Genomic DNA, 20,479 nt, shown 5'->3' on the forward strand with positions numbered 1-20,479 from the left:
TGGAGATACGTTCGCGGAAATGATATACTGTCGCGGGAGAAAAGCCATGCTTGACAGAGCTTCGATGCTTCAGCGCATGCGCGCGGGAGATACGTGGGATATCGTCATCATCGGCGGCGGCGCCACCGGCGTCGGCATCGCCATTGACGCCGCCTCGCGCGGGTACAAGACCGTGCTGGTCGAGAAGTACGACTTCGGCAAAGGCACGTCGAGCCGCAGCACGAAGCTCGCGCACGGCGGCGTCCGATATCTCCAGCAGGGCAACATATCGCTCGTCCTCGAGGCGCTCCGCGAGCGCGGACTCCTGCGCCGGAACGCCCCGCACCTCGTCCACGACCTCGCGTTTATCGTCCCGCGCTACGACTGGTGGGAGGGGGGATTCTACGGCTTCGGGCTGAAGGTCTACGACATCATGGCCGGCCGCCAGGGGTTCGGCCGCTCGAGCCTCCTCTCGCAGGAGCGGACGCAGGAGCTCATCCCGACGATCGAGACGAACGGCCTCCGCGGCGGAGTCATGTACTACGACGGCCAGTTCGACGACGCCCGCCTGATCGTGAACATGGTTCAGACCGCCGCCGAGCAGGGTGCCGTTCTCGCCAACTACTTGGGGGCGACGTCTCTGCTCAAGACCGATGACGTCGTCAGCGGGGTCATTGCCGAGGACGCCGAAACCGGGGAGCGGTTCGATATCCGGGGCAAGATAGTGATCAACGCCACCGGCCCGTTCACCGATTCAGTGCGCCGCATGGACGACCCCGACGCCAGGCCGATGATAGACCCCAGCCAGGGCGTCCACATCGTGCTCGACCGATCGTTCCTCCCCGGCGACACCGCGATAATGGTCCCGCATACGGACGACGGCCGCGTGCTCTTCGCGATCCCCTGGCACGACGCAGTCGTCGTCGGCACGACCGACACGCCGGTGAAGAGCATCGAGGTCGAACCGAAGCCGCTCAGGGAGGAACTCGACTTCCTGCTGACCCACGCCGCGCGGTACCTGGCCAAGGACCCGACCGAGAGCGATGTGCTGAGCGCGTTCGTCGGCATTCGGCCGCTCGTCGGCTCATCGGGCGCCGAGAACACCGCCGCGCTCTCCCGCGACCACACCGTTCACATCTCCAACACCGGGCTGATCACCGTCGCGGGCGGGAAGTGGACGACCTATCGGAAGATGGCGGAGGACACGGTGAACCAGGCGGCGCTCCTCGGGCAGTTGGATCCCGAATCGAGTCCGGCACGGTCGTGTATCACTACCGGCCTCCACATCCACGGTTTTCACAAGAACGCGGAGCGATTCGGCGACCTGGCAATCTACGGCTCCGACGCACCCGCGCTCGAGGCGCTCGTCCGCCGGAAGCCCGAGTATGCCGAGCGCATCCATCCGGACGCGCCGCACGTCGTCGGCGAGGTGGTCTGGGCGGTTCGTCGGGAGATGGCCCGCACGGTGGAGGATTTCCTGTCGCGCCGCACGAGGGCGCTGCTGCTCGGGGCGAAACGAAGCGTCGAGATGGCCCCTGCGGTTGCGCGGATCATGGCAGGCGAACTGGGTAGGGATGCCTCATGGGCAGCGCGGCAGGTCGAGGAATACGCATCGCTCGCTCAGGGATACATCGTCGGTTAGCTGGTGCACGGATGGAAAGGGCGAGGCCCTTGCGAGCCCCGCCCTGTAATGTTCCCGACGACGGGTTGCCGCGACTACTGCGGGCCCGCGTGATCCGCCGGACCCTTCTGCACGTCGCTCTGTATCTGCGCCTGAACGTCTCTGCCGACGACCCTCTCTCCCATCTTCTCCAGGATCTCTTCCGGCTTGTCCGCTGCGCGCAGCATCTCGGATCTGTCCAGTTGGCCCCTTTGATACGCGTCGAACAGCGATGTGTCCAGCGTCTTCATCCCCAACTGCTGGCCGGTCTGGATCGCCGATACGATCGAGTGCGTCTTCTTCTCGCGAATCATGTGCGCGATCGCCGGTGTGGAGAGCATGACCTCGAACACGGCGACTCGTCCCTTTCCGCCCTTCTTAGGCAGAAGAAGCTGGGATATGACCGCAATCAGGTTGCCGCTGAGCTGGGTTCGGATCTGCTCCTGCTGGTCGAATGGGAAGACGTCCACGATTCGGTCAACGGTCCTCGCCGCGCCGGTGGTGTGCAGAGTGGAGAAGACGAGGTGTCCGGTTTCCGCCGCCGTCACGGCCGCGGAGATCGTCGCCAGGTCTCGCATCTCGCCGACCAGGATGACGTCCGGGTCCTGGCGCAGTGCCTTGATGACTCCGGTCGCGAAAGTCGGCACGTCGTTCCCGACCTCACGCTGGGATATGATGGATTTCTTTGCCGAGTGATAGTACTCGATCGGGTCCTCGATGGTGATGATGTGGCAGTCCCGGTTCTCGTTGATGAAGTCAATCATCGTGGCGAGTGTCGTGGTCTTACCACTTCCGGTCGGCCCGGTGACGAGCACCAGCCCTCTCGGCGCGTAGAGAAGCCTCTGCAGCTTCTTGTCCAGCCCGATCTCCTCGAAGGACAGGAGCGTGAATGGGATCAGGCGCATGTTGATCGCCACGGTGCCCTTCTGCATGAACACCGCGACACGGAAACGCGCCCTGTCTCCAAAGGAGTAGCCGAAGTCCGCGCCCTGGACCTCTTCCACCTCGGCGAGCGACCTCGCGGGGGCGATCTGGTGCATGAGGGCGTCCGTCTGCTCGGCATCGAGCGTGCCGAACTGCTCCAGCCGCTCGAGCCGTCCGTGCAGCCGGAGAGTAGGGGGCTCGCCGACCACCATGTGTATGTCGGACCCGCCCAGGTTCACCGTCACGTCGAGGATATCGTGGATGTCTATGTTGCCTGCCATGCGGACCTCCAGTCCCCGGAGCCGCGCGCTCCCGTTTGGTCTGGTATAGCACAACGGGCGGTCATTGTCAACGCGCAGGCGGTCCCGGAGGATTGCGGCGCCGGCCCGGGGAACTAAGATACATGCCGTTCAACGACCGCCGTCCATGGCCAATGTGAAAGAGATGAATCTCCCCGGCTCAACGCGACGCAGGACCTATCGCGGGTGCGTGCACGTCCACTCCACTTTCTCCGACGGAAGCGGCTCGATACCTGAGATAGCGGAGGCCGCGAACGACGCCTCGCTCGACTTCGTCATCCTGAACGATCACAACACCCTCCGGGCGCTCGAGGACGGATGGGAGGGTCGGCGCGAGGGCGTGCTGCTACTGGTCGGCGCCGAACTGAGCACCACCGCCGGGCACTACCTCGCATTCGACCTGCCGCCGGGCTTCCGATGCGACAGGACGGGCCCCCAGGAGACCATTGACCGCGTGAACGCGAGCGGGGGATTCGGGATTCTCGCGCATCCGACCGCCCAGGAAACGTGGAAGGACTGGAGCGTATCGGGCTACGCCGGGGTCGAGATATCGAACCTGGTGAGCCTTTTCGATACCGCAGGCCGGAAGAACGCTGCCGGGGTGCTTCTGGACTTCGCGAGGACGGGCTTCCGGGAGTGCGGGAACGGCATCAGGCGAGTCATGTCTCGGGGGTCGGGCGAGTCCAGGGCCCTGTGGGCCGGTCTGCTGGCCGAGGGAAAGTGCGTCGGTCTGGGTGGGACGGACGTACACGCGAATCTCCGGCTGGGGCCGTTTCGCCTGCATATCCCGTCCTACCGCGAAGCGTTGCGGTCGCTCCAGGTGCATGTCCAGTCGCCGGACGAGATGGCCGGCGATCTCGAGCGCGACAAGCGGCTCGTCTACGGCGCGCTCCGCGAGGGCCGATGCTTCACGGTCTACTCCGCCTGGGCAGATCCCGAAGGGTTCGATTTCGCGGCCGAGAGCGGTGGAATGGAGGCGGCTATGGGCGAGTCCGTCTCGCTGAACGGCGGCGTTGTGACTCTGAGTGCGGAGGCGCCGGCGGGTGCGCCGGCCGAAATCAGGTTTCTGCGCGACCGGGCGCTCGTTCATTCCCATGAAGGAAACTCGGCATCGTTCGAGGTCCGTGAAGCCGGGGCCTATCGCGCGGAGGTATGGCTGCGCGTCGGTAAGGGTCTCGTTCCCTGGATCGTCGGCAACCCGATCTACGTGGGCTGAGGCTACTTGACCGAGTTCCTGATCTTATCGGGCTCGCCCGCGGGCAGGTTTCCGACGAGCGTCAGGCTCAACGGGCCCTGCCGCCAGGAGAACACGCCTTGTTTCGGCCGAACAGGCCCGTCGTGCAGCCGCTCGATGAACCTGCGGTCGAGCGTCCGCTCGGGCGTTTGGAAGAGCGTGAACGAGTTCACGTTGTTGGTGTAGCGCAGGCCGAGGATATGGCTCCCACGAAACGGCTCGACCGCCGCGCCGACGAGTTTGTACCCGGCGGGCACGTAGCCCGGCTCCACCATGCGGAAGCGGATCATGCTCCTCGCCTTGTCCACGGGCACTAGCCCCCCGACGCCTCTATCGTGCCGTACCCGGTATCCCGGCGGCGCCTCGATGCGGAACTTGCTCTCCGGTATGCTGTCCAGGAACTGCACGCGGGTGTAGTACGACGTGGACACGACCGCGCCGTTCGGGCCGACGTCCTCGGTCTTCAGCTTGACCCACTTGTTCGTGTCAACCCAGAACTTGCGCGTCGGTCCCTGATCGCCGCCGCGCGGGCGCACGACGATCACGTAGGTGGCCTGGTCCGCGATCCTGTCGTTTCCCACGAGTTCCGCTCTCAGCTGCCCGCGGGAGAGCGCCTGGGCGGCCTGCTCGGTCCGCTGGCGCAGGACTGCAAGCCTCGACGGGCGTATTCGCAGCACCTTCTGCTGAGGCACGAGGTGGGCCATCATCCGGCCGTCGTCGGCCATGACTTCGCCTTTCAGGGCCGGAGGGGCGATATACTCCGTGCGCATACCGTTGAAGCCGTCCCGATAGACTATCTGCTCCGAGGTGACCGACGGCCCCTTGGAGATCGTTGTCACCTGGTGGGCCGTGAACGCGACGCGCCCCTCAGAATCCAGCATGTTCCGGAGGATGGAGACCGCGTCCGGCGCGGCGCAGAGGCTTCCCGCCGCCATCACCAGGCCCGCGGAGAGGGCGCCGCTCATGATTCCGGTTATTCTCAGCTTGATCATAAGTCACTTGCGAGCCGGCGCGCCGCCGACTAGAGCTGCCCGCCCAGGTCCCTCGCGCGCTCTCCCAGGATGACCGCCGAATCGTCGGCAAGCGGGTTCGCCGATGCAAACGTCGCATGCTCCGACCGGCACTTCTCGATATACTCCCAGTCCATGGCATTCCGACCGTCGCGGGCCCTGTGCGTCAGCGTCAGCGCCGAACCGACTATGAGCAGGCAGACGGCCAGCGCCGCGATAACCGGCCGGAGGAAATGCGGCCTGCCGAAGAGCCTCTCCCGCAGGACCTTCTTCTCACCGCGAGCGGGGACGGACGTTATCCGCGATCTCAGGCGCGCCTCGAAACCCTCCGGGGCCGCGAGCCTGTCGAGAGACCGTATGAGCGACGAGGTGTTCTCGAGTTCCGTCACGAGCGACCGGCAGTCACGGCAGAGGCTCATGTGAGACTCCATCTCCCCCGCGACGCCCTTCTCGAGGGCTCCGTCCACGTAATCGGTTATGTACTTCGCAAACTGATTGCAGTTCATGCCGCTGCCTCGTCACGCTTCCACATAGGCCCTCAGCCAGTTTCTCAACTGCATCCGCGCGTTGAACAGGCGGGACTTCACCGTGCCGACCGGCACGCCGAGCGCCTCAGCGATCTCCTCGTATGACATGCCTTCCATGTCGTAGAGCAGTATCGCGGCCCGCAGCTTGTCCGGCAACCGGGAGAGCGCCGCCCGCACCTCCTGCTGAAGCTCGGCCCTCTCGCACACGATCTGCGGGTCGTGCGTGGTGTCCGGCAGGTCGGTCTCGCGCGGTCCCTCGTCGCCGTCCCGCACTCTTTCTGGAGTCGCGAGCAGCCTCCGCTCGGTCGCCCAGCGCCGGTACTTGTCAATGCAGAGGTTGTTCGCGATCCTGTAGAGCCACGTCCGGAGGTTCGACTCCTGGCGGAATGATCTGAGCCCCGAATACGCGCGAACGAACACCTCCTGGGCGAGGTCTTCCACCTCATCCCGGTTCGATATCATCCTGCTGATATAGTTGTAGATCCCGTCCTTGTATCGCGCGACGATCTCCTCGAAGGCGGCAGTGTCGCCTTCCTGACATCGAAGCACGAGGACGGCATCGGCGCTGATCAAACGGTCCATCCTCCCCTCGGCGCGAGATGGAGAATCATTGCTGATAGACGGATACGGATCGCAAAAGTTCAGTTCGATCGGCCTGATGCGTCGGATCAGTCTCTACATCCAGAATAGTCGGAACAGGTGTGTCAATGCAATAGAGGAGGTCTGTCTGAGCGGTCCCGAATCGGTCTTGGCGCGGCGGCTCTGGAGTATGCCCGGCGGTGGGCGCGACGCGTCATGCTGAGCTTGACTCAGCATCCAGGAGAGCGGTGGACCCTGAATCAAGTTCAGGGTGACGGGCGGTCGTCCCAGGTGACAGGCGCGGCGGAGGAAGGCCGCTAGCTCTCCTCGAGTTCCTTGAAAAGCGACATGAGCTTGTCCTCGTGCTGAAGCTCGATAGCGGAGAATGAGAGGTCGAATGCGAGAAGCCAGAGAAGGGCTACCGCCTCATCCCTCGGCATGTCCAGCACCCTGACGAAGAAGTCCTTGAGTATCCCTTCGTACGACGCCGCCTTCTCTTCCAGGATTATCCTGCCCGTCGAGCCGGGGCCGGGAACGCCCAGTTCCATGCGGTCGAGGAACTCCCGGACGTTCGCCGGCGTGGCATGCTCCAACGCCGCGCCAAACTCCTTCGTGATGAGCTGTCTGAGTTCTCTAGTGTCCAATCTTGTGACCGTCCTGGGAAATCCTCATCGTTTCAACCCTGTCGAGCAGTTCGAGCACCTGGGTCCGGCTGCATATCCCGGTGCCGTCGGTCATCGCCGTCGCCGCTCCCGCCGCCGAACCCCAACGCAGCGCTTCGCCCAGGTCGCCGCCCTGCAAGAGGATGTGCAGGATTCCTGCGACCATCGAGTCGCCCGAGCCGATAGTGCTGACCGGCCTCACGTCGGGCGGCACGGCCTGCCACGCGCCGTCATCGTTTGCGGCGATAGCGCCCTTCGCGCCCATCGAGATCACAACCAGTTCGATCCCCTTGTCCCGCAGCAGCTTCAAGGCCGCAAGGGCATCGTCCTGCCCCTTGATATCTATACCCACAAGCCGCCTTACCTCATCCCTGTTCGGCTTGATCATGAACGGCCTGCACTCCATGCCGCGAACCATCGGTTCGCCGTCGCTATCGAGTACGATCCCGGCCCCGCCGGCCCGGGCGATCTCGCCGAGGTCGCAGTAGACGTCGCTCGGCACTCCCTGCGAAGGGCTGCCCCCGAACAGCACGAAGTCCGCCCTGGACGCCGCGTCGCGGACCTTGAGCCGAAGCTCCTGCAATTCGTCGGCCGAGATCGTCGGCCCCGGCTCGTTGAGCATCGTCGGCGGCGAACCGGATGCTTCCTGCACCGAGATGTTCGTCCGCGTCTCGCCCGATATCCGGACGAAGTCGGCAGGCACGCCCTCCAGCCTCAGCTCGTTCTCGATCTGACGGCCGGGCCGGTCGCCGAGAAAACCCAGCGCAAGGGTCTCGGTGCCGAGTTCCTTCAGTACGCGCGAGGCGTTGATACCCTTGCCGCCGGCGTCAATCTCGATCCTCTCGATTCTGTTCGTGTCGTGGGGGAGAAGACGATCCAGGTAGATGGTCTTGTCCAGCGCCGGGTTGAGCGTCACGGTTGCTATCACGGTCTCACCTGTCGAGGCTACATTCCTTTAGACGAGATTTCGGGTTCAGTGTTCCCTCGGACCTGTCCGACTCGGCTGACGTGTCCGGCAAGTCAGGCGCTGCCATACAGACAAAAAGGGGCGAGGTGCAATACCCCGCCCCTCTCACTCGCTTCAAGCGAGACTACTTGCCGAGCGCCGCTCTCACGGCGTCGAGCTGGCCTGCCGAGCCGAGCAGTTCGTTGCGGCTGGCGATGAACTTCGCGTACTCTTCCATGAACACCTTGCCGATCGGGCGGAAGTCGAAGACTTCCGGCTTGTCGCGGAAGAACTCGCGGTGAACGCGCGTCCACACCAGGCGGCCGTCGGTGTCAATGTTGATCTTGCAGACGCCCAGCTTGGCTGCGGGCAGATACTGGGCCGGGTCCACGCCCTTCGCGCCCTTCAGGTTCCCGCCGGCGGCGTTGATCCGCTCGACCTCATCCTGAGGCACCGATGACGAGCCGTGCAGGACGAGCGGGTATCCGGGCACGAGTTCCTGGATGCCCTTGACGATCTCGAAGTGGAGGCCCTGCGATCCGCTGAACTTGAACGCGCCGTGGCTCGTGCCGATGGCGCATGCGAGGCAGTCGCAGCCGGTCCGCTGTATGAACTCCGCCGCCTGCTTCGGGTCGGTCAGGTGAGCCTGGTCCTCGGACACGCTGACGTGCTCCTCGACCCCTCCGAGCTGTCCCAGCTCGGCCTCGACGCTGATACCCTTCGCGTGGGCCGCGTCAACGACTCTCTTGGTCGTGGCGATGTTGGTCTCGAAGTCCTCGTGGCTTGCGTCAATCATGACGGACGAGTAGAAACCGGACTCGATGCAGTCGTAGCAGGTCTGCTCGTCGCCGTGATCCAGGTGGACGGCGAAGATGGCGTCCGGGAAGATCTGATCCGCCGCGCGGATCATGCCCTCGAGCATCAGCTTGTTGGTGTACGAGCGGGCGCCTTTGGATATCTGGATGATGAACGGCGCCTTGGAGTCCAGGCAGCCTCGGAAGAGGCCCATGGTCTGCTCGGCGTTGTTGATGTTGTACGCGCCCAGGGCGTACTTGCCGTATGCCTGTGCGAACAGCTCCTTGGTGGTTACGATCATTCAAGCTTCTCCTTGATTTGAGTTTGTTTCGGGAAAGCCCGCGCCTTCTGCCGGCCGGGCCGCACGCAACCGCTAGTATACCCCCAACAGGCGCGCAAAGTCAAAGTTGCGACCCCTGACGGACCAAGGTATCGTGCCAGTGCGCGTCGAAAACTCCACACGACGGAGCGCCGTCCGAGAAACGGGGGATACTATGAGAAGCCGCGTGATTCCTTTCTTGCTGGTTCTGATGCTGGGCGCGCCGGTGTGGGCCGGCGGAAACATGGTCGCAAACCCGGGGTTCGAGGCCGGCTCCGGGGAAGACTCGCTCCCCGCCGGGGGCTGGTGGGTTTACAAGACCGAGGAAGGTCGGCCCGACGTGACGGTGGACACCGCCGTCGCTCACCAGGGGGCCGCCTCCGTCAGGCTCGCTTCCAGGGAGTCGGGCCGTTTCACCGTCGTCAGCGCGCCGTTCCCCGTCACCCCGTACGACGACATCCGGTTCGAGGCCTTCGTCCGCGCGCAGAACCTTCGGGGCGGCAAGGAGTGCGTCGGCGTTGCGCTGAGCTTCCGCGATGCCGACGGCAGGGTCTTCGACCGCAACTTCGTCTATCCCGGGAAGGCCCTCTCAGGGAAGTGGACCTGGCTCACGGGTATGGCCGACGTGCCCGCCAACGCCGCGACCGGCGAGATCTTCCTCCAGTTCAGCCGGGCGTCGGGCGCGGTCTGGTTCGACAGCGTGTCGGCCGTCACGGACAACCTTATATCCCTCACTCTCGCCGAGGCGCCGAAGACTTACGTCGGCGAGCAGACGATCACGGCCGTTGTCGAGAACCGGGGCGGTTCTCCCCTGGCGGGGTCGCTCAGGCTGACCGTCGGCAAGCAGGTATCAGACACTCCCATCTCGGTCGCAGCCGGGTCCGCGAGCCGGATACCGCTCAAGATCGAGACGAAGTCAGTCGGCAAGCACGACTACACCCTGGAGTTCCTCAACGCATCCGGCGCGACCGAGAGGAAGATCGCAGGCAGCTTCAACACCGCCGCGCCGCTGACCGTCTACCCCGCGTGCCCCTGCTACCACGCCGTCGGCGAGGGCGACGGCTCGACCCGCGTGGATGTGCTGGTCAACGTGCATCCCGACCGTCTGCCCGGCGCGAAGCTGGAGGTCCGCGTCGTGGATTCCGGCGGCAACACGCTCGACACGGCCTCCGTGGACGCGTCGAAGGGCGGTTTCGTGGGGCATGAGTTCAAAGTGCTGGTGGATTCGGCGGGGGTCTTCACGGCGTCCGTCAGGCTGGCCGACTCCGAGGGCCGCGATATCGGCGGCGGGCAGGAAACGATCCACGTCCGGCCGAGAGATGAGTCGCGGGTGCTCATGGGTCCCGACGGCTTCCCGATCGTCAACGGCAAGCCCGAGTTCCCGCTCGGCCTGTACAGCGCGGGCAGGTTCCCCGAGATGGGAGAGGCCGGGTTCTCGTTCAACCACAGCTATCAGATCGTGACCGGAGACGCCGATGATCCCATCAACGTGAATGACATCCGTCTTAAGGACCTGCTCGACCGAAGCGCCGAGGCCGGTCTGAGGATGATGGTCGAACTGCCCCGGAAGGCGATCGAGCAGGGCAAGTGGGAGCAGGTCGGCCGCCGCATCGAGACCTTCCGAAACCATCCCGGTCTCGGCTTCTGGGGCTCGGAAGAGCGCGTGGCCAGGGGCGAGGGCCCTCTAAAGAACATCGCCGGCGTCTATCGGATCGTCAAGGAGATGGACCCCAATCACCCGTTCGTCCTCGGCGACACCTATGATGTGATCACGGAAGTGCCCAAGGACCGGAGCTTCTTCTTTCCAGATGGCATGATGGACGTCGGCATCTGGTGGTACTATCCTATTCCCATGGAGCCGAACCCGGAGGCTCCTGCCCCGGCGGTGAAGAAGGACCCGACTTTCATTCCGCCGACCTGGCTCACCAACTACAACGGAGTCAAGCCGCTCTGGATCGCCATCCAGTGCTACAAGCAGCCGCGCATTGACGGGCGATACCCAACCCGGGCCGAGTACCGCCAGATGTGCTACATGCCGATCGTCTACGGCGCGAAGGGTGTCGCCTTCTACACCGGCTCAGGCCAGCTCGACTACAACAAGAAGCCCGCGGGAATCCTCAACAACCCCGAGGAGGGCGACTGGGAGTACATCAAGCAGTTGATCCGTGAGATGCGCGACCTGAACCCCGTCCTCACGGCTCAGACTACCGACAGCTTGATCGAGAAATCGCCCGTAGACGCCCCTGTGGACTTCATCGTCAAGGATGTCGGAGGGAAGTTCGTAATGATCGCGGTGAACCGGGCGAAGAAGGCGATCACGATACGCTTCGCCGGGCCGGGAGTCACCGGCGCGAAGGTCGAGGTCCACGGCGAAGGCCGCACATTGCCCGTGAAGGACTTCGCATTCACCGACACATTCGCGCCCTACGCGGTGCACATCTACATGCTCGGGCGGTGATCAGTCGAGCAGCGTGACCTGGGTCGCCTCGATCTGCCTGTAGACATCGGTGCCAGATTCGAAGCAGGAGCTGATGCCGGTGAGCCTCACGTGCTTACCGATGGGAGCCGTGCCGAGCGCCTTCACGCCCAAGTGTCCGGAGTTGTCGGTCACGCCCGATCCGTCATCCACGTAGAAGTAACCCGTCCCCGCGAAAGTGACCGCGCCGATGGTCGAGATCAACAGCCCAATGTTGTTCAGGCCGATTCCGCCGGCGACCCCATCGGTATAGTCGTTCAGCCTTCCGCCGCCGACGGCTCTGCCGACCATGAACAGCGGCTCCGGGGCTCCCGGCCCGACGCTCGCGGCTATGGTGGGGAAGATCAGGACTCGCTCGCCGTCCATAGTGTTCAGCGTGCCGCTGACGTCGACAAGGCTGCCTTCCGCCGGAGGAGTACCGCTCACTCGGATGCCCGAAACCTGGTCCTCTCTGCCCTCGCAGATGTAGAAGTGGTCGCCGAAGCATGCGCTCGCGACCTTGCCGATCAGCACGATCTCACTGCCGTTCGGGCGGCGCTTCGCCGCAGGTATGGTGATTCCCTCGAACACGAACTTGACCGCGTCGGCGATGATGACCATGGTGGAGGTGTCGCCGGTGTCGCTGTAGGTTGCCACGTAGCCCGCCGATCCGCATGAGAAGGGCTTGTTCACGGCCAGCAGGACCCACTTTCCGCCGTTGACCTGCTCGTTCACGCGGGACTCCTGCATCCCGCCGTCGCAGTAGACGCGCCATTTCGCCTGAGCGCTCCGGTTGCTCGACTGGGTGTACCAGATGTATACATCGTAGAAGCCGGCGCTGAGGATGGTCGGCGTGAAGGTTGCGTATCTCGTCGGATCGGCGGTGGTGGCATAATAGTAATCCGTTCCGTACTTGCCCGCGATCGAGCCGGTCCACCAAGTACCATAGGTCGAGCAGCCCGGGTCGAGGTTGTCAATCACGATATCGGGAATGAGATCACCGGCGGTTGTGGTGAAGGTGTAATCCGAGGACTCGGCGACATTCCTGGCCGCATCGTACGATCTGACCCGGAAGTGGTAGGTCGTGAGCGGCGTCAGGTCTACTAGTTGAACAGAATGTGAGGTTGCGCGAAGCATGTCCTCCGCCGTCACCGCGCCATAGGCCGTTGTCGGTCCATACTCCACCTGGCTCGTGGACTCGTCGTCGGTATCCCACTTGATCTGCGCATGCGTTCCCTGCACGTTCTCGGCTCGAACGTTCGAGATGACCGGGGCGACCGAGTCTCGCACGAGCGTGAAATCGAGTGATGCCACCTGGCCCGCCGTGATCGTGACCTGGCGTTCGGCAGGGATGCACCCGGGAGAAGTCACGCGGACCGTGTACGTCCCCGGCGCGACTTCCGAAAAGCCGTAGAATCCGGTGCCGGAGTTCTTGTCACTCAGTCCCAAGCCTACTACAGTCGCCGTGGCCGGGTATACCGCCGCGCCGCCCTCATCTCGGATGAAGCCCTTCAGGAAGCCCTTGGTCGGAGTGATGAGCCAGGGCATGGCCGGAACGGACACCTGGGTTGGGAATGGGCCCGCGAGCAGCGCATCCCTGAAGCCATCCTGGTTTGGCATCCCTGCGTCCGGCTGTGCGTAGTTGTAGAAGTGCATGCCCGGGAATCCGATGCTCTGCTCGTCCTCGATCTGCCAGATCGTGGTGCTGATCGGGTTCTCACTGCCGCTCATTCCCATGTAGATGTGGTGGCCATAACCGCGCGACAGGCTGTCAAGGGCGTTGGTGTGGAAAGTCGCGTTGTCCCCTGTGTAGTTCATCGGGGAGGTGTAGTCCAGCCAGTGATTCGTCATCCAGCGGTCCCAGTCCTGGAGAACGTCGGAGTATCCCGAGGCCGCCGTCTTCCACACGAGCGCCCCGACCTTGAGTTGCGGCTTCACGGACTTGACCTCGAGGTAGAGGCGCTTCACCAGGTTCGATACCTGGTCTCTGCGCCACTGGCACCAGACGGGATCGGTGCTGGAGGGAAGGCCGGTCCGGCCGTATTCCGCGTTGAACCTTGCGACCGCGGTGGGATTGTACCCCCACGCGGTGTTGTAGTACCTGATGTAGTCGAGCATGAAGCCGTCTATGTCGTAGCGCTGGACGATGTCCATGAATACGCCGATCAGGTAGTCCTCGACGGCCGGAATCCCTGGATCGAGGCTCGAATAGCGGCCGTCCCAGAGCGTGTCGCCGTTCGCATACTGGCTGAGCCATTCGGGGTGCAGGTAGTATACCTGCTCGGGCGTGGTGTGCGGAGGAGGCGTCGCGTACGTCCAGGCTCTGTACGGCACGACCCACGTGTGGACCTCCATGCCCTGCGCATGCGCCTTCGCCACCATGTCCGCCAGAGGATCGTAGCCGGGATCGGGGGAGGGTTGAGTCCCTGTCGGTTCGAGCGACGATATGTAGTAGGCGTCACACCGCTTGCGGACCTGCATCAGGATCACGTTGCAGTTCCAGGACTTGATCCTGTCCACCGTGTCCTGAGTCGCGGTCGGGCTGACGATCGCGTACCCCGACGCCCAGTACCATGCGTCCACGAGTATCGATCGGAACTCGTCGGCGGGCGCGGGCGTCGGCAGGAGCGCTGCGAACAGAAGAACAAGCGCGGTTGTGTATCTGTGGCGCATTCTCGATCACCTTCTCAGACAGTACCATTGTACCACACGCGAACGGTCCTTCCAGACTGGTGATCGAGAACAGGTATTTGTACCGGGGTCACGGGATGAGTCGCAGCTGTGCACAATCTTCCGACTAGCCGTTCTTGGGCTTGACAGTCCACTTATTAGCAGATAGACTGCAGTATAGAACAAGTGTCTGAAATAATCTCGCGCTCTAGGAAGGGAGTGACTGACCGTGGCTCAGATGCTCATCTGTCCGAACTGCAAGGCCCCAAATCCGGCACGTATGAATGAATGCTACAGCTGTCGGGCGTCACTGGCTCCCGCTAACGCAGTTCCGGTAGGTGGAGGGTGTATCTACTGCGGAGAGAAGGTCGGATGGCTGAAGGATCGGCACCCGGAGTGCCAGCGCCGAGCTGAGGCTGCTTGGCAGGAGATGGTCAGGACGGCAACACAGGCAGCGTTATCGGGTAGTGGCACTAGCGGACTTGAGACTGCGATTCGGGGTCTGGCCACGTCCGCGTGTGTTCCCAACGACTGGGTACAGCGTGCGCTTCTCGCTGGTTGGGAGGCCGGCGTCGAGCATAGTCTGGAGGACGGGCTTCTTTCTGAACAGGAGGAGTCTGCCCTGCTTCAGTATGCCAATCAACTAAAGCTTAGTCGCGCAGAGCTTGATGCCAACGGATGGGTCACCAAAGCCACGAGGGCACGTGTTCTTCGGGAGATTGCCGAGGGGCGTATGCCCCCCTCCGGGAGTATACCGATTCCTGCAGGGGTAAACCTACAGGCCAGCGAGACAGTCGCGTGGGCCTTTCCAGGCACACAATACTATGAAGAGAAGACTACCAGAACCTATGTCGGGGGCACTGCTGGTGTGAGCTTTCGTGTAGCCAAAGGAGTGTACCTTCGGACGGGAGCCTTCCGGGGTCATCCCGTGGAGAAGGCCGAGATGCGGCTGGTTGATGAAGGGACACTCATCCTGACCAATCGCCATCTTTACTTCGCTGGCGCAGGCAAGTCACTCAGAATCCCCTATCCCAAGATTGTCAACGTGGTACCCCATGAGGACGGAGTGGGCATCTGCAGAGACGCCGCCAGCGCCAAGCCACAGACATTCGTTACCGGGGATGGTTGGTTCGCGTACAATATGCTCTCTTCCCTTATGAAACTAGCGTAGTACCCACGCAGCGTTCTGATGGACGGTAATTCCTATCCTTGGAGGTTCAACCCCGCATCAGTCGCTCGACATCCTCCCGGTTCGGGAGCGCGGTGATCGCGCCGGGCTTGGTGGTGGTGAGGCCCGCGACGGCGTTGGCGAACCGGAACGTGCGCAGCAGGTCGTCCCGACTGAGGCCGGCGATGTCGTCAGGCTTCGAGATGAGATTGAGCAGGCGCGAGAGCATCCCCGCCACGAATCCGTCGCCCGCGCCGGTCGTGTCAACCACTTCGACGGAGAATGCCGGCACGCTCCCCTCGGCCTGCGCCGTGCGGAAGTAGCTTCCCTGAGCGCCGAGGGTCACGGCGATCATCTCAATATTCGGGAAGGCCTTCATCAAGCGGTCGGACCCGTCCGACAGGTCGGACGTGTCGGACAGGAATGCGAGTTCCTCCTCGCTGACCTTCACCACGTGCGGCCAGGCCATCGCCTCGAGCATCTGCTTCTTCGCCTCATCGAGGTCGGGCCACAGCGGCTTCCTCAAATTCGGGTCGTAGGAGACCAGCAGGCCGCCCTCGAGCGCGAGTCTCAACGCCGCCTCGGTCGCGGACTTGCTCGGCTCGCTGATCAGGGTGATCGAGCCGTAGTGGAACGCCCGCGCCGACCGGATGAACGACGGCTCGATCTCCTCCGGGCGGAGGAGCATATCCGCGCTCGGTCTGCGGTAGAACATGAACTCCGGCACACCCTCCGCGCTCAGCGATACGAACGCGAGGCCTGTCAGCGCGCTCCCGTCGAAGATCATCCCGCCGACGTCCACCCCGTTCCGCTCGAACGTGTTCGCGAGGAAGCGCCCGAACGCGTCGTCGCCGACCTTGCCGAGGAACGCGCTCGGGACGCCGAGTTTTGAGAGTCCTGCGGCGACGTTTGCGGGGGCTCCTCCCGGGGACTTTCGGAATGCGGTCACGTCTTCGAGCGAACAGCCCGACTCGAACGGGATGAAGTCTATAAGCGCCTCGCCGAGGCATATCACATCGGGCATCTTGTCCTCCCAGGGGTCGGAGCGGCGTTTGAACCGCCGCCCCTGCGGGTATCCTCTTACTGCAGAGGTCGAAACATGAAACAGGAACTCAGGGTCACCGCTCTCTCAGTCGTCGTCATCGTGCTCGCCGTCGCCGCCGTCGCGCTGATCGGCGGCTACTTCAGCTCGATGAACCGGGACTGGTACGACAAGCTGAACTACCCGCCCCTGAAGCCGCCGAACTGGGCGTTCCCCGTCGCGTGGAACATCATCTTCACGCTCTCGATCGTCTCGACGGCGCTGATCTGGAACACGCGCCCGCATACGGGTCGCACCGGCCTGGCGATCGGCCTGCTGATCCTGAACGGGGTAATCAACGTCGTGTGGTCGGCGCTCTTCTTCGGCAACAGGCTGCTCCTGCCCGCCGTGATTGACGCGGCTCTCCTCTGCCTCTCCGTCATCGCGATCATGATCGCCGCGTGGCCGATCTCCCGCTGGGCCTCGATCCTGCTTATCCCTTACGCAGGCTGGACCGGCTTCGCCACCGCGCTCACCTGGTGGATCTGGCGCCTCAATCCCTGAGCTTCGCTTCGATCGCATCGCCGAGCTGAACGCGCGCGCGCTCGATCTTCCACGGGTCGGTCTCGTACTCCGTCAGGCTCTTCGCGATGCCGCGGATGAACCCGCGAGTCGCGTCCTTGCCGAGGGTCTCGTCCGCCAGGCATAGGAGATCGAAGTCCTCGATGCCGTCGCGTATCACCTCGAGCCGCAGGGAACTCACCGGCCCGTCCACGCCCACGGCCTTCCCCGGGTAGAGCAGCGACCCGTCGCCGTGGATGTCCGGGTTGATGTTGCTCACGGTGACCATCGTCTTCCACGGGTCGGCGCATCCTGTATCGGGGTTCCAGTAGGTCGTCGCCCAATACAGCAGGCCGTCAATGTTCTCGCGCTTCTGGTGCCAGAAGAGCATGCGGTGCGCCGCCGCCGGCATCTCCACGAAGAAGTTGCTGTAAGGCGATCCCGGCCCGCAGCACACGTACCACCAGACGTCGTCGCCCGCGTTCCGCCTGTCCCGGAGCCAGGGCCTGGTGCGCTCCTGGAGGTCGAGGTAGTGCTCGTTCGGGCACCAGATGTTGATCTCGCCCAGCGCATAGTCGTAGATCGTCTTGCTCTCGTCCCAGTCCGGGCCCCGGAAGAACGGCACGACGATCCGGTAGTTCGGCTCGATGGAACGCAGGCGCTTCGTCATCGCAAGCATCTGGTCGTAAGACTCCCGGGTAAACGGCTCGTCGATCGGGTAGAAATAGCCCTTCCTGAACCAGTCGTTCTCGATGAGGCGCCGCACCGTCTCCTTCAGTTCGGCATCGTCGGCCGAGTAGGGGATGACGTAGGAGGTCATACGCGGGTCCTCGAGGTAGGCCTTCGCTTCGGGCGACTTCAGGTTGACCGGGATATTGTACGCCGAAATCTTGTGGTCGAGCAGAAACTCATAGTACTTCTTGTGCAGCTCGTCCAGCTTCGGGTCGCCTTCCTTGAGCCCGTGCTGTGGCCCCACGTACTGCATCCAGATGCCGAATGCGGTCGCGCACCTGGACGTCACGGGCAGTGCGAAGCCCCACACCCGCAGGCTGACAGGCACCTTGCGGGCCTTCATTCCGACCCCGGACACCGTCAGGCTTCCCTTGTACTCCCCGGGAGGGCAGTCCGCCGGGACCTTGATCGTCGCGAAAACCGGCTGGGTCTCGTCGGCCTTCAGGTCGAAGGGTCTGAGAGGCGGTAGCGGGTCGGGGTAGGGGACGGCGGGCGTCTTGATCGGGACGTAAGCCACTAGTTTCAGGTCAACGCCGTCGGCGGGGATCATCCCGTCGCCCTTGACCTGCCTGAGATCGGACGCCTCGACCTCGATGCCCCGGATCGGCGCGCCGGATCGAAGCGCGATCTGGAACGACTCCCACTCGCGCCGCGCCGCGTTGAGTCTGGCTGAGGACGATGCCTTCGCAGGCCGGGCGGCATCTCGCAGGACCTTGACCGCGGAGTGCTCCACCCACAGGTCGCAGTCGGATGCTCTGCTTGCGGTCGCGGCGGAGACCAGAAGCGCGGAGGTGATCAGTGCCAGGAAGAAGTGGTTCGTCATGGGGTCCTCCTGCGAATCGTCGTTGTGCCGGGAAGGGAGTCGCGTCCCACCCCCGGCATGCCGAATCCGGGGAGTTCAACTCCCCGGACGCGTTCGCGGGCCGGAGTACGACTCCGGCCCGAACAGGGTTGGCCTGCAGTACTCGCTACAACTCCGGCTCGATCAGGCCGTAGTTGCCGTCCTGCCTCTTGTAGACGACGTTTATCTCGTCCGTGTCGCCGTTCCTGAAGACGAAGAAGTCGTGGTTCAGCATTTCCATCTCGAGAGTGGCTTCATCGGCGGTCATCGGCTTCATCGGGAACCGCTTCGTGCGGACGATCGTCGGCATCCGCTGCTCCTCGGTCTCCTCCGCATCTTCCAGGCCGGCCAGGGTGACGTCATCCTTCGGATGCTCCTCGTGCGACCGATGGATCAGCTTGCCCTTGAAGCGCTTGAGCTGCTTTTCGAGCTTCTCGACGACCGCGTCAATGGACGCGTACATGTTGTCGGTGCGCTCCTCGCCGCGGAGAAGCTTCCCGTCGCCGTCCAGGGTAACCTCGACGATGTGCCAGTTCCGCTGGGTACTCTGAGTCACGATCGCGCCCGTGAGGTTGTGGAAGTACTTGCTCAGCTTCTCGACCTTCTTCTCGGCGTATCGCTGGAGGGCTTCGGTGACTTCGATGTTCTTTCCCTTGACGGTGATTTGCATCGGCGGTGTCGCTCCTTTCGGTAGAGGCACGGAAGGCCGCAAAAAGCGCGCGCGGCTCGCGACCTTCCGGTAGTGTTCGGTGTCCAGAGTCTAGCACCCCGGCAGGTCTCTGTCAACCTGAACCGCGCGGCCACTACACACGGCCTCGGCCCGCATGGTACACTGTGAGTATACCCATAGGACCGGACTCTCAATGCCGTACTACCGCCGCAATCTCTACATACTCTCGGCCACGATCTTCCTGACCGCGCTGAGCTGGAACCAGGTCATGCCTTTCCTGCCGCTCTTTATGCAGGAGATGGGCCTGGACAAGCGCAGCCTGCTCCACTGGGTCGGCATCGTGTTCGCCCTGCAGTCATCGGCAAGCATCGTCACCATGCCTTTCTGGGGCAAGCTCGGGGACAAGTACGGACGCAAGCCGATGGCCATCCGCGCCGGACTGTGCCTGGGCGCGATCTACTACGCAATGACGCTCTGTCAGACCCCGCTTCAGCTCGCGGTGCTCCGCTTCCTGAACGGCGCGCTGACCGGATTCGTGCCGATGTCCATGGCGCTGATCGCCACGAATACTCCTCAGGACGAGGCCCCGCGCTACATCGCGACCGCGCAGTCCTGCTCGGCCGCGGGGCTGATCGTCGGGCCGGCGGTCGGCGGAGTGATGGCGGCCCTCTTCGGCTACACAGGCACCATGTGGATATCCGGGACGGCGGTCCTGGCGTCTACCCTGCTTGTCGCGCTACTAGTGAAGGAGCCTAACAAGCACGAGATCACCGAGCAGACCAGCCTGCTGCGCGACTTCGCGATATCCCTTCGCTCCAAGGTTCTCAGCTCGATCATGCTCACCGTCATGGTATTCGGGATATTCACGGCGGCTATCAACCCGATCCTCGCCCTGCATCTCGCGAGCCTCGGCGGGAAGAACGCACCGGTCTGGCTCTCGGGGGTGATCTTCTCGCTTCCGCCCGCCGCCCTCATGCTGACGGCGCACTTCTGGGCTCGTTTCGGAGAGAGGCGCGGATTCGATCGGGGAATACAGATCGGCATGACAGGTTCGGCCGCCGCCGCGCTGATGCTGGCGTTCACCCGCGACATCTGGGCCTTCGCGGCGGTGTTCTTCGTCGCGGGCATCTTCATCGCCGCCATCGGACCCTCGACCGGCGCGCTGATCTGCACGAGGGTGCATGAGGAGTTCCGCGGGCGGGCGTATGGTATGCAGCAGTCCGCCACGATGGTCGGCACGCTGATCGCGCCTCTCGCGGCGGCCGGGATCGGCGGGGCGCTCGGGCTGTGGTCGGTCTTCGCGTTCGTCGGGGTCGTGAGCGCCGTCGGCGCGGCCGTCTTCCCGATGCTCGTCCGCCAGTGGCACACCGAGCCTGTCGCTGCCCGGCCGTCCGAAGCCTCGGAGGTACACCGGCCTCCCGCCTAGA

General features: G+C 63.7%; 17 protein-coding genes. 6 read left to right on the forward strand and 11 right to left on the reverse strand.

Annotated elements, in window-relative coordinates; all coding sequences use genetic code 11:
* Positions 1–46: 46 nt before the first annotated feature.
* Positions 47–1,621 carry a glycerol-3-phosphate dehydrogenase/oxidase gene (locus tag KBC96_08260; protein ID MBP6964383.1) on the forward strand — a complete coding sequence of 525 codons (1,575 nt, stop codon included), beginning with the start codon at positions 47–49 and terminating at the stop codon, positions 1,619–1,621.
* 74 nt (positions 1,622–1,695) lie between these two features.
* Here KBC96_08260 and KBC96_08265 read toward each other — a convergent pair whose 3' ends face one another.
* Complete coding sequence (locus tag KBC96_08265; GenBank protein MBP6964384.1) at positions 1,696–2,844, reverse strand: type IV pilus twitching motility protein PilT; 1,149 nt, start codon at positions 2,842–2,844, stop codon at positions 1,696–1,698.
* A gap of 145 nt (positions 2,845–2,989) precedes the next feature.
* Between KBC96_08265 and KBC96_08270 the strand changes: the two genes are divergently transcribed.
* Entirely contained in the window at positions 2,990–4,078 is a 1,089-nt protein-coding gene (locus KBC96_08270; GenBank protein MBP6964385.1) for a CehA/McbA family metallohydrolase, read from the forward strand.
* A gap of 2 nt (positions 4,079–4,080) precedes the next feature.
* On the opposite strand, the gene KBC96_08275 is transcribed toward KBC96_08270, so the two are convergent.
* The 6 genes from KBC96_08275 to KBC96_08300 form a co-directional block, all read right to left on the reverse strand.
* On the reverse strand, positions 4,081–5,088 hold the full coding sequence (locus tag KBC96_08275) for a hypothetical protein (GenBank protein ID MBP6964386.1): 1,008 nt from the start codon (positions 5,086–5,088) through the stop codon (positions 4,081–4,083).
* 29 nt (positions 5,089–5,117) lie between these two features.
* Positions 5,118–5,612: a zf-HC2 domain-containing protein gene (locus tag KBC96_08280; GenBank protein MBP6964387.1), complete on the reverse strand. Its 495-nt coding sequence runs from the start codon at positions 5,610–5,612 to the stop codon at positions 5,118–5,120.
* A gap of 12 nt (positions 5,613–5,624) precedes the next feature.
* Positions 5,625–6,215 (reverse strand): sigma-70 family RNA polymerase sigma factor, encoded by a 591-nt coding sequence (locus KBC96_08285; GenBank protein MBP6964388.1) that lies wholly within the window; start codon positions 6,213–6,215, stop codon positions 5,625–5,627.
* A gap of 314 nt (positions 6,216–6,529) precedes the next feature.
* Complete coding sequence (locus KBC96_08290) at positions 6,530–6,856, reverse strand: hypothetical protein (protein ID MBP6964389.1); 327 nt, start codon at positions 6,854–6,856, stop codon at positions 6,530–6,532.
* The gene (gene pfkB / locus KBC96_08295; protein ID MBP6964390.1) at positions 6,846–7,802 is read right to left on the reverse strand and encodes a 1-phosphofructokinase; all 957 of its coding nucleotides are present in this window, start codon (positions 7,800–7,802) and stop codon (positions 6,846–6,848) included. Before pfkB ends, KBC96_08290 begins: the two co-directional genes overlap by 11 nt.
* A 163-nt stretch (positions 7,803–7,965) precedes the next feature.
* Positions 7,966–8,916, reverse strand: coding sequence for a ketose-bisphosphate aldolase (locus KBC96_08300; protein ID MBP6964391.1), 951 nt, complete (start codon positions 8,914–8,916; stop codon positions 7,966–7,968).
* A gap of 193 nt (positions 8,917–9,109) precedes the next feature.
* Here KBC96_08300 and KBC96_08305 point away from each other — a divergent pair, with 193 nt between their 5' ends.
* The gene (locus tag KBC96_08305) at positions 9,110–11,392 is read left to right on the forward strand and encodes a hypothetical protein (protein MBP6964392.1); all 2,283 of its coding nucleotides are present in this window, start codon (positions 9,110–9,112) and stop codon (positions 11,390–11,392) included.
* Here the strand turns inward: KBC96_08305 and KBC96_08310 are convergent, their stop codons facing one another.
* Positions 11,393–14,062, reverse strand: a complete 2,670-nt coding sequence (locus tag KBC96_08310) for a family 10 glycosylhydrolase (GenBank protein ID MBP6964393.1) — start codon at positions 14,060–14,062, stop codon at positions 11,393–11,395.
* A 427-nt stretch (positions 14,063–14,489) separates the two neighbouring features.
* Between KBC96_08310 and KBC96_08315 the strand changes: the two genes are divergently transcribed.
* Positions 14,490–15,230: a hypothetical protein gene (locus KBC96_08315; protein MBP6964394.1), complete on the forward strand. Its 741-nt coding sequence runs from the start codon at positions 14,490–14,492 to the stop codon at positions 15,228–15,230.
* 46 nt (positions 15,231–15,276) lie between these two features.
* Here KBC96_08315 and KBC96_08320 read toward each other — a convergent pair whose 3' ends face one another.
* Positions 15,277–16,251: a carbohydrate kinase gene (locus KBC96_08320; protein ID MBP6964395.1), complete on the reverse strand. Its 975-nt coding sequence runs from the start codon at positions 16,249–16,251 to the stop codon at positions 15,277–15,279.
* A 75-nt stretch (positions 16,252–16,326) separates the two neighbouring features.
* Here KBC96_08320 and KBC96_08325 point away from each other — a divergent pair, with 75 nt between their 5' ends.
* Positions 16,327–16,812 carry a tryptophan-rich sensory protein gene (locus tag KBC96_08325; protein MBP6964396.1) on the forward strand — a complete coding sequence of 162 codons (486 nt, stop codon included), beginning with the start codon at positions 16,327–16,329 and terminating at the stop codon, positions 16,810–16,812.
* Here KBC96_08325 and KBC96_08330 read toward each other — a convergent pair.
* Positions 16,802–18,364: a DUF4091 domain-containing protein gene (locus KBC96_08330; GenBank protein MBP6964397.1), complete on the reverse strand. Its 1,563-nt coding sequence runs from the start codon at positions 18,362–18,364 to the stop codon at positions 16,802–16,804. The two genes, KBC96_08325 and KBC96_08330, sit on opposite strands and share 11 nt — an antisense overlap.
* Positions 18,365–18,509: 145 nt before the next feature.
* The gene (gene raiA / locus KBC96_08335) at positions 18,510–19,052 is read right to left on the reverse strand and encodes a ribosome-associated translation inhibitor RaiA (protein MBP6964398.1); all 543 of its coding nucleotides are present in this window, start codon (positions 19,050–19,052) and stop codon (positions 18,510–18,512) included.
* A 193-nt stretch (positions 19,053–19,245) separates the two neighbouring features.
* Here raiA and KBC96_08340 point away from each other — a divergent pair, with 193 nt between their 5' ends.
* A complete protein-coding gene (locus KBC96_08340; GenBank protein MBP6964399.1) occupies positions 19,246–20,478 on the forward strand; it encodes an MFS transporter in 1,233 nt (410 codons plus the stop codon).
* The last annotated feature ends 1 nt before the right edge of the window (position 20,479 follow it).

This window comes from Armatimonadota bacterium (assembly GCA_017993055.1).
GTDB lineage: Bacteria > Armatimonadota > UBA5829 > DTJY01 > DTJY01 > JAGONM01.

What these genes read in the sequence shown, in the direction of transcription:
- KBC96_08325 (MBP6964396.1), top strand. Translation starts at nt 16,327, where the DNA reads ATGAAACAGGAACTCAGGGTCACCGCTCTCTCAGTCGTCGTCATCGTG.
- KBC96_08300 (MBP6964391.1), bottom strand. Translation starts at nt 8,916, where the DNA reads ATGATCGTAACCACCAAGGAGCTGTTCGCACAGGCATACGGCAAGTAC.
- KBC96_08265 (MBP6964384.1), bottom strand. Translation starts at nt 2,844, where the DNA reads ATGGCAGGCAACATAGACATCCACGATATCCTCGACGTGACGGTGAAC.
- KBC96_08275 (MBP6964386.1), bottom strand. Translation starts at nt 5,088, where the DNA reads ATGATCAAGCTGAGAATAACCGGAATCATGAGCGGCGCCCTCTCCGCG.
- KBC96_08340 (MBP6964399.1), top strand. Translation starts at nt 19,246, where the DNA reads ATGCCGTACTACCGCCGCAATCTCTACATACTCTCGGCCACGATCTTC.
- KBC96_08260 (MBP6964383.1), top strand. Translation starts at nt 47, where the DNA reads ATGCTTGACAGAGCTTCGATGCTTCAGCGCATGCGCGCGGGAGATACG.
- KBC96_08285 (MBP6964388.1), bottom strand. Translation starts at nt 6,215, where the DNA reads ATGGACCGTTTGATCAGCGCCGATGCCGTCCTCGTGCTTCGATGTCAG.
- KBC96_08270 (MBP6964385.1), top strand. Translation starts at nt 2,990, where the DNA reads ATGGCCAATGTGAAAGAGATGAATCTCCCCGGCTCAACGCGACGCAGG.
- raiA (MBP6964398.1), bottom strand. Translation starts at nt 19,052, where the DNA reads ATGCAAATCACCGTCAAGGGAAAGAACATCGAAGTCACCGAAGCCCTC.
- KBC96_08305 (MBP6964392.1), top strand. Translation starts at nt 9,110, where the DNA reads ATGAGAAGCCGCGTGATTCCTTTCTTGCTGGTTCTGATGCTGGGCGCG.
- KBC96_08320 (MBP6964395.1), bottom strand. Translation starts at nt 16,251, where the DNA reads ATGCCCGATGTGATATGCCTCGGCGAGGCGCTTATAGACTTCATCCCG.
- KBC96_08315 (MBP6964394.1), top strand. Translation starts at nt 14,490, where the DNA reads ATGGTCAGGACGGCAACACAGGCAGCGTTATCGGGTAGTGGCACTAGC.
- KBC96_08310 (MBP6964393.1), bottom strand. Translation starts at nt 14,062, where the DNA reads ATGCGCCACAGATACACAACCGCGCTTGTTCTTCTGTTCGCAGCGCTC.
- KBC96_08280 (MBP6964387.1), bottom strand. Translation starts at nt 5,612, where the DNA reads ATGAACTGCAATCAGTTTGCGAAGTACATAACCGATTACGTGGACGGA.
- KBC96_08330 (MBP6964397.1), bottom strand. Translation starts at nt 18,364, where the DNA reads ATGACGAACCACTTCTTCCTGGCACTGATCACCTCCGCGCTTCTGGTC.